The organism is Sorangium sp. So ce321, from assembly GCF_051530195.1.
Classification (GTDB): Bacteria; Myxococcota_A; Polyangia; order Polyangiales; family Polyangiaceae; genus Sorangium.
Genome location: NZ_CP150329.1, coordinates 1603759 through 1619953 on the forward strand (window position 1 = coordinate 1603759; position 16195 = coordinate 1619953).

A 16195-nucleotide genomic window follows, 5' to 3' on the forward strand; every position below is an offset into this window, starting at 1 on the left:
CGGCGCCGGGGCTTACTCCTCGGGGCATGGAGGCATCACCCATGACCCGTCTCGACGCGATCCTCTCCGTTCCCCGCTCGGCCGAGCTGGCCGCGCTCGTGCTGCGCCTGGGGCTCGGCGCCGTGTTCCTGGCGCACGCGCTCGCCAAGCTGCTCGTGTTCACGCTGCCGGGCACGGCGGCGTTCTTCGCGGCGAGCGGCTTCCCGGGCTGGACGGCGTACCCGGTGTTCCTCGCCGAGCTGCTCGGCGGCGCGGCGCTGCTGGCCGGGCTCCGGACGCGCCTCGTCTCGCTGGCGCTCCTGCCCGTGATGGCCGGCGCGCTGCTCGTGCACCTCCCCAACGGCTGGATGTTCTCCGGCCAGGGGGGCGGCTGGGAGTACGTCGCCTTCCTGATGATCGCGCTCGGCGCGCAGGCCCTGCTCGGCGACGGCGCGTTCGCCGCCGGCCGGCCGCAGCGCGGCTAGGTCCGCCCGCCAGCCCGCCAGCAGTCCGGCGATGGATGGCCGGACTTCCGTGTGCCGTGGCGGGCTCATCCTCATCTGGCGGAACGTCCGGCGCCTGCCGGCGCGCAGCTCGGAGCCAGCGCCGAGGGCAGAGACCATGGCGGGAACCGAAACCGCCCGGCTCCCCGCGCGTAGACTGGGGTGATGGGCTCCTCCAAGCTGGACCAGTACCCGGAGCTGACGCGCTCCATCGAGCGCAGACGTTTCCTCAAGACCGCCCTCGCCGGCACCGTGATCACGGCGCTCGGCGGCGGCACCTACGTGATGGCCGCCGCGGACGACCCGCGGGCCCGGGCGGCCCGCCCCGACGGGCGCCTGCGCTTGCCGCCCGGGCAGCGCATCATCGACGCGCTCAAGCCCATGGGCGGCGACCCCGGCGACCCGAGCCCGGCCGCCTTCCGCCTGCGCGTGCACGGCGAGGTGGACAACCCGCTCAACCTGGAATTCGCCGCGTTGCTGGCGCTGCCGCAGACCGACCAGGTGTGCGACGTGCACTGCGTGACCGGCTGGAGCCTGCTCGACGGCCGCTGGCGCGGGGTGCAGGTGGCGCACCTCGCCAGGCTGGCCAAGGTGCGGGACACGGCGCGCTACGCCATCTTCGAGGCGGCGCAGGGCTACACCGCCAACGTGCGCCTCGCCGAGGCGCTCGCGCCCAGCGTGCTTGTCGCGCACCAGCACGACGGCAAGCCGCTCACCCGGCCCCATGGCCCGCCGGTGCGCTCGCTGGTGCCGGATCTGTACTTCTGGAAGAGCGCCAAGTGGCTGACCGGCATCCGGTTCGTCACCAAGGATCAGCCGGGCTACTGGGAGACGCGCGGCTACCACAACCACGCCGACCCCTGGAAGGAGGAGCGGTATGGCTGAGGAAGCGCCGGGCGAGGCGGAGCCGGCGCCGCCCGCGCCGAGGGGGCCCGGCGCGGGCAAGGCGGGGAAGGGGAAGCGGCGCTTCTCCGCCCGCCAGCTGATCCGGGTGGTGCACGCGGACCTCGGCAACTTCGCCGTGGGGCTCACGTTCATCTACGCGCTGAGCGGCCTGGCCGTGAACCACATCAAGGACTGGGATCCCAGCTTCGAGAGCTACGAGCGCACCCACGAGCTCGGGGGCCCGATCGTCGGCGACGACCAGGCGGTGGCGGCCGCGGTGATGGAGCGGCTGGAGATCTCGGGCGAGCCGCAAGAGGTCTATCGAGCCTCGGATGAGCAGCTCGATGTCGTGTTCGACAAGCGCACCCTGCACGTCAACCCCGCCACGGGCCGCGTGCTCGACGAGGGGCAGGAGCCGCGGTTCCTCCTGCGCGTGGCCAACTGGCTGCACCTCAACCGCGGCAAGAAGGCGTGGACCTACGTGGCTGACACCTACGCGGCCGGGCTCCTGGTGCTGGCCGTGAGCGGCATCTTCATGCTGCCGGGGCGCCGCGGCCTGCTCGGCCGGGGCGGCGTGTGGCTGGCCATCGGCGTCCTCGTGCCGGTGCTCTACGTGCACTTCTCCGGCGGCCCCTGACCAGGAGGTCTTACCCGGGCACGGAAGCGTCGGTGCCGACGCGGCGCGGGACCGCTCGAGCACCGGGAGCGCTTCGCCGGGAGCGCCCGCGCGCGTGGCAGGAATTGACGGAAGGTCGGCAGGGCGCCCGGCCGGCGAGCGCGCACCCTCCTGGAGCTCGGCCTTCGCCGGCACACAGGAGCCCCCGCCATGACCACGCAGATCGCCGGAATCCACGCCCCTGACACGCGCCTCGCCCGTGACGCGACCGAGCTCGCGCGCGAGGTCTCGGACCCTTACCTCTTCCACCACGTGATGCGCTCGTACTACTTCGGCGAGCTCGCGGCCCGGCAGCGCGGCGGCCTCGGCTGCGACAGCGAGCTGCTCTACCTCTCCGTGGTGCTGCACGACCTCGGCCTGACCGAGCGCTTCGCCGGCCCCGAGCGCTTCGAGGTCGACGGCGCCAACGCCGCCAGGGCCTTTCTCGTCGACCGCGGCCTGCCCCGGGAGAAGGCGTCCCTCGTGTGGGACGCCATCGCGCTGCACAGCAGCCTGGGCATCGCCTCGCACAAGGAGCCGGAGGTCGCCGTCGCCCACCTCGGGATCAGCATGGACTACGGCGGCGTCGGGCTGGAGGCGCTGCCGCGCGGGGCGGTCGAGGAGGTCCTGAGGGCCTATCCGCGGCTCGAGATGAAGCGGGAGTTCCGGCGCGTCCTCTGCGGCGTCGTGGAGCGGAAGCCGCACACCGCGGTCGGCAATTTCCTCTCGGACTTCGGCCGCCGCTACGTGCCGGGTTTTGAGCCCGTCGACACAAGCGCCCTCCTGGAGGGCGCCCCCTTCGACAGCTGAGCTGGACGGAGCGCTCATGAAGATCAAGGCGAACCGGATCCAGATCCATGTCCGCGAGCGAGGCGAGGGGGACATCGCCCTCGTCTTCCTCCATTACTGGGGCGGCTCATCGCGCACGTGGGCGGCGGTGGCCGAGGCGCTCTCCCCGAGGTACCGGACGGTCGCGATCGACCACCGCGGCTGGGGCGACTCCGACGCACCGGAAGAGGGCTATCGCATCGGCGATATGGCCGACGACGCGGAGGCCGTGATCCAGGTGCTCGGCCTCCAGCGCCACGTGCTGGTGGGCCACTCGATGGGCGGCAAGGTCGCGCAGCTTCTAGCGTCCCGCGCGTCCCGCCGGCCGGCCGGGCTGCGGGGGCTCGTCCTCGTCGCCCCTGCGCCGCCCACGCCGATGCCGCTCAGCGACGAGCAACGCGCGACCATGGCCCGCGCCTATGACTCGCCGGAGTCGATCGGCTCTGTGCTCGATCATGTGCTGACCGCGCGTCCGCTGAGCTCCGCGCTGCGCCAGCAGGTGATCGAGGACAGCTTGCGCGGCGCGCCCGCCGCCAAGGCCGCGTGGCCGCACGTCGCGTCGCTGGAGGACATCTCCGCAGACGTCGCGTCGATCGACGCGCCGGCGCTGCTGATCGCCGGTGAGCTCGACGAGGTCGAGCGCCTCGACGTCCTGCGGCGCGAGGTGGTGCCGCGCATCGCCGGCGCGAGCCTGCGCGTCCTGCCCGGCACAGGGCACCTGTCGCCCCTCGAGGCGCCCCTCGCGCTCGCGTCCGCGCTGCGCGATTTCGTCACGCGGCTCGAATCCGCGTGAGCTGGAAGGCGCGGATCGCGGACGCCCCGGCTGTCCGCGCCCGCCGCCTCGACGCGGTGCTTCCGCTGGCCTAGCCTCGGTCGTGCCGTGACCAGCACACCCCATCGAACCACCGCCGCCCTGGCCCGCCATGCCGCCGTCGCGGCCCTCCTCGGGGGCGCCGTGGCGCTCCTCGGCTGCCAGGCGATCCTCGGCATCGACGACGTGTCGCTCGACCCGGGCGCCGGCACCGGCGGCGGCGCCGCCTCGTCGTCACCGTCGTCCTCCACCGCGACGAACGGCGGGGGACCGGGCGAGGGCGGGGGCGGGCAGGGGGGCCAGGCCCAGGGCGACTTCACGTTCGCGATCCCGTCGACCGGGGTCAACGTCCCCTACGACGGCGTCGGTCACCTCGATGTGGCGATCACCCGCATCGCCGGCTTCGACGAGCCGGTCGAGGTCGTCGTGCAGGCGCCGCCGCCCGGGCTCGTCGCGCCGTCCATCACCATCCCTTCCGGCAGCACCGCGGGCAGGCTGGAGGTCGGCGCTTCCGGGACGCTCACGCTGGGGACCGAGTTCGACCTCGACCTCGTCGCGACCGCCGGCGGGACGGTGCGCACCGACAGCGTGCGCGCCGTGGTCACGGGCAAGCCCGGCACGCTCGACGAGAGCTTCGGCGCGGCGGGCATCTCCGCCTGGAACCTCGGCTCCGACGGCGGGGGGCTCTACGACATCCGGCAGACGGCGCAGGACAAGATCCTGACCGCCGGCAACAGCGTCGGCGGCCTCGGCGGCGAGCGGCTCAGGGGCTTCCGGCTGCTCGGCGACGGCGCGCCCGACACGACCTTCGCGGGCGGCGGCGTGACGGACAGCTTCTGCGGCTGCACGAAGCCCCAGCGGATCAGCGGGATCACGCGGCTCCTGAACGGCTCCGTCGCCCTCGTCGGCGACGCGAGCGGGGAGAGCACGAACGACATCGCCTTCCTGCGCTACCGCGACGACGGGACCCTGGACGGCGTCGACTCGGGCAACACGGGCAAAGGGCTGATCGATCTCGGCGGCGAGGAGAGCGTCGCGGCCGTGGAGCTGTCGGCCGCGGAGCGGCTCCTCGTGACCGGCCAGCGCGACGGCGAGATCTTCGTCGCGGCGATCAACCCGACCTACGGCTACCTCGATAACGACTTCGGCACGGAGGGGTGGACCGCCCCGCTCACGGGCAGCGCGAGCGCGGGCACGGCGCTCGCGAGGGGCGCGCGCGGCGCGATGCTGGTGGCCGGCTGGGTCGAGCAGGGCGGCGACCGGGACATCATGCTGGTGGAGCTCACGCGGGAGGGGGCGCTCGGCGGCCTGGGGATGCAGCAGGTCTCGCGGGCTGGCAACCAGGAGCCCGTGGCCATGGCGGTCCAGCCCGACGGCGGCGTCCTCGTGGCCGCGCGGAGCGTCGAGGCGGGCAAGGACGACTTCCTCGTGGTGCGCTTCGGGCCGGACGGCAGCCTCGACCTGAGCTTCGGGCAGGACGCGCAGGCGCTCGCCGGGCTGACGGACGGCGCTCCGGTCGACATGGCGCTCCAGCTCGACGGCCGCATCGTGGTCGCCGGCAACGTGGGGGAGTACGCGGTCAGCCAGCCCACCCTGGTGCGCTTCCTGCCGGACGGCACGCTCGATCCGACGTTCGGCGACAAGGGCGTGGAGTCGCTCTTCCTCGGCGAGGAGGATTTCGTGCACTCGATGACCATCGCGAACGACGGCAAGCTGCTCGTGGCCGGCATCCGGCAGACCTTCCCCACCTACGGCCTTGTCGCGCGGCTCTGGAACTGAGCGCGGGCGCCCTCGCTCGGCGGCCATCTGGGAGGCCGTGACCTCCTTCAAGGTCCTCGAGAGACGATGAAGACCGGCTCCGAGGAGCGGGAGACCGAGATCCTGGAGCTGCGCTCCGACAAGCAGATCGATCGCTTCGTACCGAGGTGAGGCGGCGAGGAGGCGGCCTGTCGTCACAGCATCTCGGGACGAAAGAGCCGGCGATACCGGCTTGTGCTCTCCCCCGAGAGCATGAACACGCCGTCGCCGCGGTAATGGATCGTGCGCGGGTAGCGCGGTGATGTCGGGGCGTGCGCCTTGACCACCTCGAAGATGAAGAAGTTGTAGGTCTTCACGAGGCGAGCATCCGCGAGCCGGCACTCGAGGTTCGCGTGGCACTCGGCGATGAGCGGCGCCTTGACCGTCGCGCCAGGGACCGGCGTGAGCCCGAAGGCGGCGAACTTGTCCGTGTCGCGGCCCGAGCAGTTCCCGATCCTGACCACCGTCCCGGCGAGGTCCACGGTCGGGACGTTGATCACGCACTCCTTGCTCCGGCGAATCAGCTCGAAGCTGTGGTTCCCGCTGCTGATCATGCACCCGACCAGCGACGGCGTGAACTCCATGACCGTGTGCCAGCCCATGGTCATGATGTTGGTCTCGCCCCTCCACGCCGAGCTGACGAGCACGATCGGGCCGGGCTCGAGGAACCGCCGGATCTCGGCCACCGGGAAGTCCTTCTTGACGTGGGTCCTCGGCCGGGACGCGCCCCGCGGGGCACGGGGCGCCGTCTCTTTTTTTTCAGCGTTCTTCATCAGGGGTGCCTATCACGTGTCACCAGGTGACCCGGTGCCGACGAAGCGCTCCGTCGCCGCCTGCACGGCCGCGCTCGAGTGTGTCGAGTGGTGGTGTCCATCTGTGTCAGGGCAGCGCCCCCGTCTTGTCTCGAGAGGCAGGCATCCCGAGGTCGAGCAAGATCGGTCGCACGAGCGCGAAGAGCTCGAACCAGACGCGATCGAAGTCCGCCTCGGGGGGCGTCACGCCCTTTTTCCATACCGATCGACGACGTTCGATGATCCGATCGCCGTCGTGGCACCGGATGTGCCGGACCGGAGCGTCGTCGATCGTGGACGCCCCGAGCTCCGCGGGCAGCCCCTCGAGCACGCGACAGAGCCTCTCGAACAGGGGAGGCGTCAACGGGAAGTCGTGGCGCGCCCTGGAGCGCTCCTCGGGGCCCGACGGCCCGATCCAGTGGCACTTCAACGAGCCACGACCCCCCGCGACAAGCGTGGCCTCCCAGCCCGCGAGCGACGCAGAGAAGCCAGGGACGAACGCGAGCTCCACCCTCATGGCCGCGGCGTCTGGCTGACTCATTGCGCCCACCTTACCAGACTCTGGCTCCTCTTCTCGAACGGTAGCTCGCGGGCCCGGCGCCGAGCGGGCGGCGTGCGCCATGGTGGGATGAGAGGCGCCGTCTCCCTGGCTGTCGCCGTCGCGCGGCCGTCACGCTGTATCAGGTACACGACAACATTGCAGCTTCGTCGATGCCGGCGGCCGCTCATCGAAAGCGAAGCTCGACGCCGAGACGGCGGCGCGGCCGCGTCTCGAGTGAGGCGCTTTTGCGCCGCGTGGCGCTCAGTGAGGCGCTTTTGCGCCGCGCCGCGCTCGTCGGCCGACCGCGCCGAGCAAAACAGGCACTGGTACGCCGACTGCACAGGGGCCGACTCGATTCTTCGGCTGGCGACGAGCCTATTCAGACATGTCGCCGCTGATTGATCAGAAAATTCTCGCCCTGTCGCAAGCGGTTGATGATGGACGGCGTGTCGTTCTTTTTGATGAGCTGATGCCTGCAATCGGTCGAGCAGGCTGCCTTCGCGTGTTCAGGCAATGGAAATTCGTTGCGCACGTGGTCGAGCATGATAGGGAAAGCAGACTCATCGGCGTAGCCGTGCGATCGCCGCCGATTGTCAAATTTCGTCGCGCGCCAGCCGGGCGAGAGCATTCGAGATGGGCGCCGAGGCGTCGCTTCAGGCTCGTCTGGGGCTGACCCTTCGGCGAGCACAACGGACCGCCAACATGGATGGGACGATCATGAGGAGACACGTGAGATCACGGTACTTGATGACCGGAGCGGCCGCGCTGGCGCTCCTCCCCGCCGCCTGCATCGGTGAATCTGGCGGGGACGCCGAGGTGATCGACGCCGACGAGGCGCCGCTCTTCACGAGCGCCCCGGTGAAGGGCGTCGCGTCCGGGAAGTGTCTGGACGTGAAGGGGAGGAGCACCACGGCAGGCGCCGCGCTGCAAATCTACACCTGCCATGGCGGGGAGAACCAGGCCTTCACTCAGACAGCCGCCGGTGAGCTCCGGGTCTATGGAACCACCAGGTGCGTCGAGGCGTCGGGCGGCGGGACCACCGCGGGTACCAAGGTGGTGATCGCCAGTTGCTCCGGTCAGCCTCGCCAGAAATGGACGATGAACACGAACGGCACCATCGTCAGCCAGCCATCCGGGCTGTGCCTGGACGTCGAGGGGGGGCGGACGGCCGACAGCAGCCCCGTCGATCTGTGGACCTGCAACGGCCAGACGAATCAGAAATGGTCGTGGCCGGCCGGAGGAGACACCCAGCCGCCCACGCCCCCCTCCGGCCTGCGCGCCAGCAACGTGACGTGCAGCTCGGCGACGATCTCGTGGTCGGCGTCGACGGACGACTCCGGTGTCGCGTTCTACGACATCTACCACGACGGCCAGCAGATGACGTCGGTGAGCGGCTCGACGCTGTCGACGAGCATCACGGTGATGCCGGGCGTGAGCTGGGGGGTCTACGTCAACGCGCGCGACGCCGCGGGCAATGTCTCCCAGGCGAGCGAGACGCTGCCGCTGGCCACGCCGCACTGCGAGGTCGACACGCAGCCGCCGACCGCTCCGAGCAACCTGACCGCGAGGGCGTCCGGGACCAGCGTGACCCTCCAGTGGAACGCGTCGACCGACAACGCGGCGGTCACGGCGTATGACATCTACCGCGACGGCGCCAAGGTCGGCACGGTGGCCGGCACGGCCTCGAACCCCCCTCCGACGTCGTTCGTCGACAGCGGGCTGGCGGCGACGCGGGCCTACGCTTATCACGTGATCGCGCGCGACGCGCAGGGCAATGTCTCGCCGGCGAGCGGCTCCGTCTCGGTGACAACGGGGGCGGCGTGCAGCTCGGCGGTCTGCGAGGTCATCCAGGTGGCCACGGACAACGACGTTCCGTGGGGCCTTGTCGAGCTGTCCGACGGCTCGGTCCTCTACAGCCGGCGGGACGCGGACGACATCATCCGCCTCGACCCGGCCACCGGCACGAAGACCACGCTCGGCACGGTGCCGAACGTCGCGGGCACGGACGGCGAAGGCGGCCTGATGGGGCTGGCCGTGGCGCCGACGTTCAGCACCGACGGCTGGCTGTACATCATGCACACGTCGCCCACGGACAACCGGATCGTGCGGATCAAGGTCGTCGGCAACAGGCTCGACACGTCGACGGAGCAGGTGCTCGTCTCCGGCATACTCCGCAACAAGTACCACAACGGCGGCCGGCTGCGGTTCGGGCCGGACGGCAAGCTCTACGCCTCGACGGGTGACGCTCAGAACGCGGCCCTCTCGCAGGACACGAGCAGCCTCAATGGCAAGGTCCTGCGCATGGAGCCTGACGGCCGCGTCCCGTCGGACAACCCCTTCGGGAACCTCGTGTGGAGCTATGGACACCGGAACCCGCAGGGGCTGGCGTTCGACTCCACGGGCCGGCTCTGGGAGCAGGAGTTCGGCAACAGCGTGATGGATGAGACGAACCTCATCCAGAAGGGCGGGAACTACGGCTGGCCGAACTGCGAGGGGACCACGTCGCAAGGCGGCAGCGGCTGCGCCACGTCGGGCTACATCGCGCCGAAGCTCACGTACCGGACCTCCGAGGGGTCGTGCAGCGGGATCGCGATCGTGAACGACGTCTTCTACGCCGCGTGCCAGCGGGGGACACGGATGGTCCGCGCGGTCATCAGCGGGAGCAGCCTCACCAGCGTGCAGCAGCTCTTCGTGGGGACCTACGGTCGCCTCCGCACCGTCGAGCCCAGGCTCGGCGGCGGCCTCTGGCTGACGACGACCAATACAGGGGACAAGGACAGCACCCCGAACAACAGCAACGAGAAGATCTTCCGCGTCGTGCTGGGCGGCTGAGCGCGCCGCCTGCGGGCCCGCGCTCCCCGCGCGGGATGTTCAGGATCAGAAGGGCGAGTCGCCCTCTCCCGGGACGATGATCGACTTCAGCGCCCCGTCCTGGCAGTCCGCCTGCAGGCGGAAGCCCTCGGCGGCGTTCGCCAGGTCGAAGCGGTGGGTGACGATGGAGTCGACGTCCACCGCCCCCTCGGCGACCAGGCGGATCGCCCGCGGGTACACGTGCCCCATGCGCCGGGAGAGCTTGATCTTCAGCCCCTTGCGGCGGCAGAGCGCCGCCGGCACCGAGTAGCGGTCGCCCTCGGGGATGCCCGCGAGCACGACCCGCCCGCCGATGCGCGCGGCCTCGGCCGCGTGGTGGAACCCCTCGGGCGAGTTCGTCGCCTCGAGCACGAGGTCGACGCCCCGCTTGCCCGTCCACTCCGAGACGGCCGCGAACGTGGGCGCCACGTCGTGCGCGCCCAGCCGGCGCGCGGCCTCCGCCCTGTAGGCGACGGGGTCGACAGCGAAGACGCGGTCGGCCCCCGCCAGGCGCGCGAGCTGGACCAGGCACAGGCCGATCGGCCCGCAGCCCAGCACCACCACGGTCTCCTGCAGGCGCGGCCGCGCCATGTCCATCGCGTGGACCGCGACGCCCAGCGGCTCCAGCATCACGGCCCGGCGCACCGAGAAGGCGCGGGGGACCGGCACGACCTGATCGGGGTACACCGACAGCTGCTCCACCATGGCGCCGTGGAGCGGCGGCGCGCCCAGGAACTGCACGAAGGGGCAGAGGTTCACGTGGCCGCGATGGCACCACTCGCAGTGGCCGCAGGCGTGCGCGGGGTCGACGGCGACGAGCTGCCCCTTGGACAGGCCCAGCGCCGGATAGTCCTGGGCGACCCAGCCAGCGAGCTCGTGCCCCGGCACGAAGGGGTTGTGGATCTGCGCCGCGCCGATCCCGCCCTCCAGGTAGTAGTGCAGGTCGCTGCCGCAGATCCCGCAGCCGGCGACCCGGATCGTCACCATGCCCTCTTGCGGCGGCGGAGGCTCTACCTCGCCGAGCCGGACGTCCCGGATGCCGTGGATGAAGGTCGCTTGCACCGTTTCGGACTCCCCTTTCGCCATCGCGCCGGTAGCCCGGCCGCTCCGGGCTGCACAATTGTCCCGGCGCGATTCGCACTGTAGTCTGCCTCCGTGATCGCTTGTCAATCCTGCCCTCCGGTTCGCTGACGCGCGCCATGCGAGCCGACCTCGTCCTCGGTATCGACCTGAGCACCACCGCCGCCAAGGCGGTCGCCTTCGACGTCCAGGGGCGCGTGCAGGCCGCCGGCCGGGCAGCGCTCTCGCTGGCGCGGCCGGCGCCCGAGCGGTTCGAGCAGGATCCGCGGGACTGGTGGGTCGCGCTGTGCCGGGCGGTCGCGGAGGTCACCGCCGCGGTGGACCCGGGCCGCATCGCGGGGCTCGCGATCGCGCACCAGCGCGAGACCTTCGCCTGCCTCGACAGCGGCGGCGAGCCGCTGCGCCCCGCGATGCTGTGGCTGGACGGGCGCGCGCGCGGGCAGCTCGGCCCCCTGGTCGGCCGCATCGGGATCGACCGGCTGCGGGAAGTGTCCGGGAAGGCTGCGGATTTCGGCCCGGCGCTGCCGAAGATCGCCTGGCTTGCCGAGGAGGAGCCGGAGATCCACCGGCGCACGGCGCTCTTCTGCGACGTGCAGGCCTACCTGGTGCAGGCGCTGACCGGGCGCGCCCGCACCAGCTGGGCGAGCGCCGACCCGCTCGCGCTGTTCGACATCGTCGCGCACCGCTGGTCGGAGGAGCTCTGCGGCGCCGTCGGCATCGCGCCCGACCGGCTGCCGGAGGCGCTGGCCCCCGGCGCGCTGCTCGGCGCCGTGTCGGAGGCCGCGGCGGCGGCCACCGGGCTGCGCGCGGGCACGCCGGTGCTGGCCGGCGGCGGCGATGGCCAGGTGGCCGGGCTCGGGGTCGACGCGCTGGACCCGCGGCGCGCGTACCTGAACCTCGGGACGGCCGTCGTGTTCGGCGTCTGGAGCCCGGAGCCGCGGCAGGACCCGGCCTGGCGCACGATGGTCAGCGCCTCGGGCCGCGGGTATGTGCTGGAGAGCAGCCTGCGCAGCGGGGCGCTGCTCTCGGACTGGTTCCTGCGCCGGCTGCTGGGCGTCGAGCCGCGCGACAGGGGCGCGATGGCCGCGATCGAGGCGGAGGCGGCGTCGCTGCCGCCCGGCAGCGACGGCCTGCTGCTCTTGCCCTACTGGGAAGGCGCCATGAACCCCCACTGGGACCCCGACGCCCGCGGCGCGATCCTGGGCCTGACGGAGGCGCACGGGCGCGGGCACGTCTACCGCGCCCTGATCGAGGGCGTGGCGCTGGAGCAGGCGCTGGTGCTCGACCTGATGCGCGGTCGGGCAGGGATCGAGGTGGCGGAGTTCGCCGCGGTCGGGGGCGTCGCGGCCAGCGATCTGTGGTGTGCCGTCATGGCCGACGCGACGGGCGTGGTCCTGCAGCGGTCCGAGACGGTCGAGGCGGCGTGCCTGGGCGCGGCCATGTGCGCGGCCGCCGGGGCCGGGCTGGCCGGGAGCATCGAGGCGGCGGCGAAGGCGATGCGCGGGACGGCGACTGCGACGTTCCATCCCGATGCGGAGCGCCGGCGGCGGTATGCGGAGCTGCTGGGGATCTACAGGGACGTGTATCCGCAGCTCTCCGGGGTGATGCGCCGCCTGTCGGCGTTCGCGAGGTAGCTCGCCAGGCAGCGCGCGGGCCCTCGCCGCAGCCTGCTTCAGCCCACTTCGAGAGCGAAGGAGAGGATGTCTCGGGCCCCGTCCTGAATGGCTCGCTCAGCTCAGCCCGTCGAGCACCTCGGCGAGCGACGCGGCGACGATGGCCCGCTCATGCCACCGCTCCAGCGTCTCCGGATCCTTCTCGGCCAGGATGCGCTCCCGCGCGGCGTCCGGCACGGCGATGCCGCGAACCCGGAGCACGGTCAGCACGGCACGCGCGGCAGCCCCGGTGCGTCCCTCCGTGCGTCCCTCCGTGCGTCCCTCCGTGCGTCCCTCCTTGAGGCCCTCCGTGCGGCCCTCCTTCCGTGCCTCGGCCCGAAGCTTCTGCTGGTACTCCTCGAACCACGCCCGGATCTCTGCGCTCACATCGTCCTCCTCGTCGGTCGTCGGCTCCTGGGTTCCGAGCCGGAAGTGTACCAGCAGCGGCGTGGCGATGCTCCTCTCCCAGGCATCGTCCGGCAGCGCCACCAGATCCGCCACCGCCTCGCGCAGGAGGCGGCCTGAGCCGAGCAGCCGCAGCAGCAGCGTCGCGCGCGTCCGGGGCAGCTCCGCGAGCACCACCACGCGCATCACCAGGCCCGGCACGGCGTGGTAGACGCCTGCCTGCGCCGGTTCGCAGCGGTAGGCGTCAAGCACCGTCTCGGGACGCCCCGGGCTGATGACGACCAGCGCAGGAAAATCCACCGCCGTCTGCAGCGGCGCGTCGGCGTCCTCGTCCGGCACGACGGTGCCAGCAGCAGAGCGGGCGCGGCGCTCGAGCTCGTGATGCCAGGTGAGCTGCTTGCGCAGGCACCGCCGGACCTGACGAAGGCTCGGCGTGCTGTGGAACGGTTCGAACAGGCTCGGCTCCGCTGCGAGCTCGCCGAGCAGACCCATCCCGGCGCGCTCTGCCTCCCGCGCGGGATCAGGCACGCTGTAGACATCGACCTTCTGGGTTGCCGCCAGCACCTCGACCTCGGTCTCCGCCGCCGAGACGAGGCTCAGCCCGTCGCGCAGCAAGCTCTTCGCGAACTGGTCGGAGCGGTTGTGCATCGGGGCGCGACTCTGATCCATCATGGCGGCATGCGCCACCATGAATTGGTGCGTAGAAGCCGATTAAAAATCGTATAAATCGCCGCGATCATCGAGCTGTGCACGTAATACCTTATGAAACCAAAATCGCTTACCGACGGGGGTAGCCATTTGTGCGGGAATCGTTGTCGGTCGCGTGAATTTTTCCGGTCGCCTGGGGGAACGGACGCTACATGGGTGCCCCAACGGAGAGGGGATACCCGCGAGGGCGGCGGTCGTGGACGTTGGTTGGCGTCGCGCAGGTCGGGCGGCCGGACCGGTCTCGGCGGCGGAACATGGAGGAGAAGCGGCCGGCGGGGGGACGATAACGTGATCGGCGATGGGTACACCGAGCAAGTGCGCGGCGTGCGCGACGGTGCTCGTCCTGGAAGGGCGGTCGAACCGGTCCGAGAGCACCGATTTCGGTCCTGGAAGGGCGGTCGAACCGCCTCCTGGCACCGAACTCGGTCCCGCGGGCGGTCGAACTGCCCCCCGGCTATCTGTTCGTCGAGGCCGTGATCGAAGCGAGCCGCCCGATCGCGTCGGGATCGTCCCGCGACAAGCAACGGCTCGCGCGGGACGACCTGGGCGCGCGGGCCTGGGTCTGGTACACTCCCGTCGATGAGGTCCGTGCGATGGCGGCGAGCTTGCGAAGGAGCGTGGTTATGACGTCCACGAGCTGTTCGAGGCGTTCCGGCGCCTCGAGGCAGACAGCGCCACAGACCACGGCTCGTTCGTCCCGCGCCGCGATGGCCCGGAAGCCTCGCAACGAGCGATGCAGCGGACGAGCCGCAGGATACCCCGTCCATCGCCGCTGATCGCCCGGATATCAGGTGCCAAGGCATGGGTATGTGTGCTGAGATCATCGCTGTAGGCTCGTACTCGGCTGGGATCGCGGACTTCCTCGACTACCACCGCGGTTTCTATGCGACGACGCGCGAGGGCGCTGTAGTTACACGAAGGCTCTTTGGCATCTCCGAGGGGTCGAGCCTGAGCCGTGAGTTTGCCGCTCTCCTGGGGATCATGGATCCGTGGGATTTCAACCAGCACGAGATAGACCCTTCGCGCGTCGATGTTCCTGGCCTTCGAGAGTTCGGCCGGCGATACCCTGATTATGAGGACGACGTTGAAGCCTTCGAGGCGCTGCGCGCTGCAGGTTTCAAGCTCCACTTCCGGCCTCAGGGGTGAGCATGCCGCCTGTCGACGAGAGCGAAGGAGCGCACGACGAGGCCATGCAGACGACGTGCGGAGACGCACGCGTCGGATGTCAGGCGTTCGGCGGATCTCCGCCCAGGTGGCAAACCCCGCAGATGGAGCGCATCCCATGATCGGTTGGCTCAAGAATCTGGTCACCCCGCGGGTTCCGGACACCCCCGACGCTCCGAGGGCCTTCGGATACAAGGTCGGATGGCTTGCAGCGGAAGCCAGCGCCCCGGAGGCGGTGCTGCACGCAGTGAGCTCGTTCGATGCCGGGCTCGCAAACCGTCGCGTGGCGTCCTGCAACTGGGAGCACGGCATCGCTGCTGCGCTCCGGCAAGCGCGACCGGCTGGCGTCTTTTTCAGCCCGCCTCTGGACGGGAAGGTGCTCGTTGTGGAGTACATGCCGCTCAAGCGGAACAAGTGGGACGCAAGTCATTTACAGCTCGTGCTCGGAGGTGTGAGCAGAGAGCTCGGCGGGCGCGTGTGCATGTTCGAGAGCCATCGGGGGGTGTCCGCTGTCGCGTGGGCCGTCGCCGAACAGGGAGAGCTGCTCCGCGCATATGCTCACTGCGATGGAACAGCAGTGCTGGACTTCGGACTCCCGCTCGCACAGGAGAAGGAGCTCTCCTTCCTCTACATGGACGATGTTCTCGGCGACCCGGACGCTGACGATGATCTGTGGGACCGTCTCCCGGACGAATCGACGCTCCTGGAGCTGGCTGGGCTGCTCAGCCTGGACCCTTCCACCATCGCGTGTTCTCATCGCGACCACGTCGGGACCGGGCTGCTTGTCTATTGACGAGCCCCGAGGAGGAATGATTGTATGATGCGCGCGCTCTCGTTGCTCTTGCTGACGTACGCGTCGCTGGTGCTCGGCGCGTTGCCCGTGTCCGCGGAGACGAGCCTCCGCTTCGTCGCCCCGAACGGATTCGTGGACGCCCTTGCTTCCGACGCAGTTGCCCGATGCGTGCCGCCAGACGAACCCGACCGCGCGCGCGCGGCGGGGTTCCATGCCTATGCTGTGGATGTGCGCTGCCCGAGCGACGTGCGAGCCAGGTTCGCCGTCAAGGAGGACCCGCTCGACGGGCCCGTCACGGACGGCTACGTCGAGCGGACAATCACGGCTGCGCGCCAGTCGGCGGCTCGCACAGGGGCGACCTTCGATGTGCGTGAGAGAGGTCTGGTCACCATCGCCGGTGTCCACGGGGCACGTGTCGTCTTCGATCTGGCGGCCAGCGGTGAGCACGTCCGGACACTCATGTACCTGGTTCCCGACGGTCCGCGCGTCGCTCTTCTCACGTACCAGACAGAACCCGCACGGTTCGACGAGTACCTGCCTCGATTCGAGGAGTCAGCCGCAGCCACATCCGGAGGGCGCGAGGCCTCGGGGGGCTCGTCAGTTTCCGCCAACATACTCGGAATGATGTCGGCTATTCTCCTCCTGCTCGTCCTGAAGAAGTACGGGGGCCGCTCGAAGAAGCCGGTCCCGGAGCGTCGTTGATGCAGCCACGCAACGAGCCGCTGAATCCTCACGGGGCAAAATTCTACGGAT

16 protein-coding genes are annotated in these 16195 nt (G+C 70.6%); 11 read left to right on the forward strand and 5 right to left on the reverse strand.

All coding sequences use genetic code 11. The features are described from left to right. The first annotated feature begins 41 nt into the window (after positions 1-41). From WME89_RS06250 to WME89_RS06275, 6 genes are all read left to right on the forward strand, one after another. The gene (locus tag WME89_RS06250; RefSeq protein ID WP_438008324.1) at positions 42-464 is read left to right on the forward strand and encodes a DoxX family protein; all 423 of its coding nucleotides are present in this window, start codon (positions 42-44) and stop codon (positions 462-464) included. A 183-nt stretch (positions 465-647) separates the two neighbouring features. Further along, complete coding sequence (locus WME89_RS06255; RefSeq protein ID WP_438008325.1) at positions 648-1367, forward strand: molybdopterin-dependent oxidoreductase; 720 nt, start codon at positions 648-650, stop codon at positions 1365-1367. Beyond that, positions 1360-2004 (forward strand): PepSY-associated TM helix domain-containing protein, encoded by a 645-nt coding sequence (locus WME89_RS06260; protein ID WP_438008326.1) that lies wholly within the window; start codon positions 1360-1362, stop codon positions 2002-2004. The genes WME89_RS06255 and WME89_RS06260 overlap by 8 nt, the downstream gene beginning before the upstream one ends. A gap of 189 nt (positions 2005-2193) precedes the next feature. Next, positions 2194-2832: an HD domain-containing protein gene (locus WME89_RS06265; RefSeq protein ID WP_438008327.1), complete on the forward strand. Its 639-nt coding sequence runs from the start codon at positions 2194-2196 to the stop codon at positions 2830-2832. Between the two features lie 16 nt (positions 2833-2848). Then, positions 2849-3643 (forward strand): alpha/beta fold hydrolase, encoded by a 795-nt coding sequence (locus tag WME89_RS06270; RefSeq protein ID WP_438008328.1) that lies wholly within the window; start codon positions 2849-2851, stop codon positions 3641-3643. Positions 3644-3730: 87 nt separating this feature from the next. Next, positions 3731-5440: a delta-60 repeat domain-containing protein gene (locus WME89_RS06275; protein ID WP_438008329.1), complete on the forward strand. Its 1710-nt coding sequence runs from the start codon at positions 3731-3733 to the stop codon at positions 5438-5440. A gap of 173 nt (positions 5441-5613) precedes the next feature. Here WME89_RS06275 and WME89_RS06280 read toward each other — a convergent pair whose 3' ends face one another. The 3 genes from WME89_RS06280 to WME89_RS06290 all read right to left on the reverse strand — a co-directional run bounded on the left by WME89_RS06280 (position 5614) and on the right by WME89_RS06290 (position 7418). Further along, on the reverse strand, positions 5614-6231 hold the full coding sequence (locus tag WME89_RS06280) for a flavin reductase family protein (protein ID WP_438008330.1): 618 nt from the start codon (positions 6229-6231) through the stop codon (positions 5614-5616). 106 nt (positions 6232-6337) lie between these two features. After that, complete coding sequence (locus WME89_RS06285; RefSeq protein ID WP_438008331.1) at positions 6338-6790, reverse strand: hypothetical protein; 453 nt, start codon at positions 6788-6790, stop codon at positions 6338-6340. 379 nt (positions 6791-7169) lie between these two features. Then, positions 7170-7418 carry a hypothetical protein gene (locus tag WME89_RS06290; protein ID WP_438008332.1) on the reverse strand — a complete coding sequence of 83 codons (249 nt, stop codon included), beginning with the start codon at positions 7416-7418 and terminating at the stop codon, positions 7170-7172. 89 nt (positions 7419-7507) lie between these two features. Between WME89_RS06290 and WME89_RS06295 the strand changes: the two genes are divergently transcribed. Continuing rightward, positions 7508-9622 (forward strand): lectin, encoded by a 2115-nt coding sequence (locus WME89_RS06295; protein WP_438008333.1) that lies wholly within the window; start codon positions 7508-7510, stop codon positions 9620-9622. A 45-nt stretch (positions 9623-9667) separates the two neighbouring features. On the opposite strand, the gene WME89_RS06300 is transcribed toward WME89_RS06295, so the two are convergent. After that, a complete protein-coding gene (locus tag WME89_RS06300) occupies positions 9668-10702 on the reverse strand; it encodes a zinc-dependent alcohol dehydrogenase (RefSeq protein ID WP_438008334.1) in 1035 nt (344 codons plus the stop codon). 137 nt (positions 10703-10839) lie between these two features. Between WME89_RS06300 and WME89_RS06305 the strand changes: the two genes are divergently transcribed. Beyond that, positions 10840-12354, forward strand: a complete 1515-nt coding sequence (locus WME89_RS06305) for a xylulokinase (RefSeq protein WP_438008335.1) — start codon at positions 10840-10842, stop codon at positions 12352-12354. Between the two features lie 96 nt (positions 12355-12450). Here the strand turns inward: WME89_RS06305 and WME89_RS06310 are convergent, their stop codons facing one another. Next, complete coding sequence (locus WME89_RS06310) at positions 12451-13449, reverse strand: hypothetical protein (protein WP_438008336.1); 999 nt, start codon at positions 13447-13449, stop codon at positions 12451-12453. Between the two features lie 837 nt (positions 13450-14286). Between WME89_RS06310 and WME89_RS06315 the strand changes: the two genes are divergently transcribed. From WME89_RS06315 to WME89_RS06325, 3 genes are all read left to right on the forward strand, one after another. After that, complete coding sequence (locus WME89_RS06315; RefSeq protein WP_438008337.1) at positions 14287-14631, forward strand: hypothetical protein; 345 nt, start codon at positions 14287-14289, stop codon at positions 14629-14631. A 136-nt stretch (positions 14632-14767) separates the two neighbouring features. After that, positions 14768-15442 (forward strand): hypothetical protein, encoded by a 675-nt coding sequence (locus tag WME89_RS06320; protein ID WP_438008338.1) that lies wholly within the window; start codon positions 14768-14770, stop codon positions 15440-15442. A gap of 24 nt (positions 15443-15466) precedes the next feature. Beyond that, entirely contained in the window at positions 15467-16144 is a 678-nt protein-coding gene (locus tag WME89_RS06325; protein WP_438008339.1) for a hypothetical protein, read from the forward strand. Positions 16145-16195 lie beyond the last annotated feature (51 nt).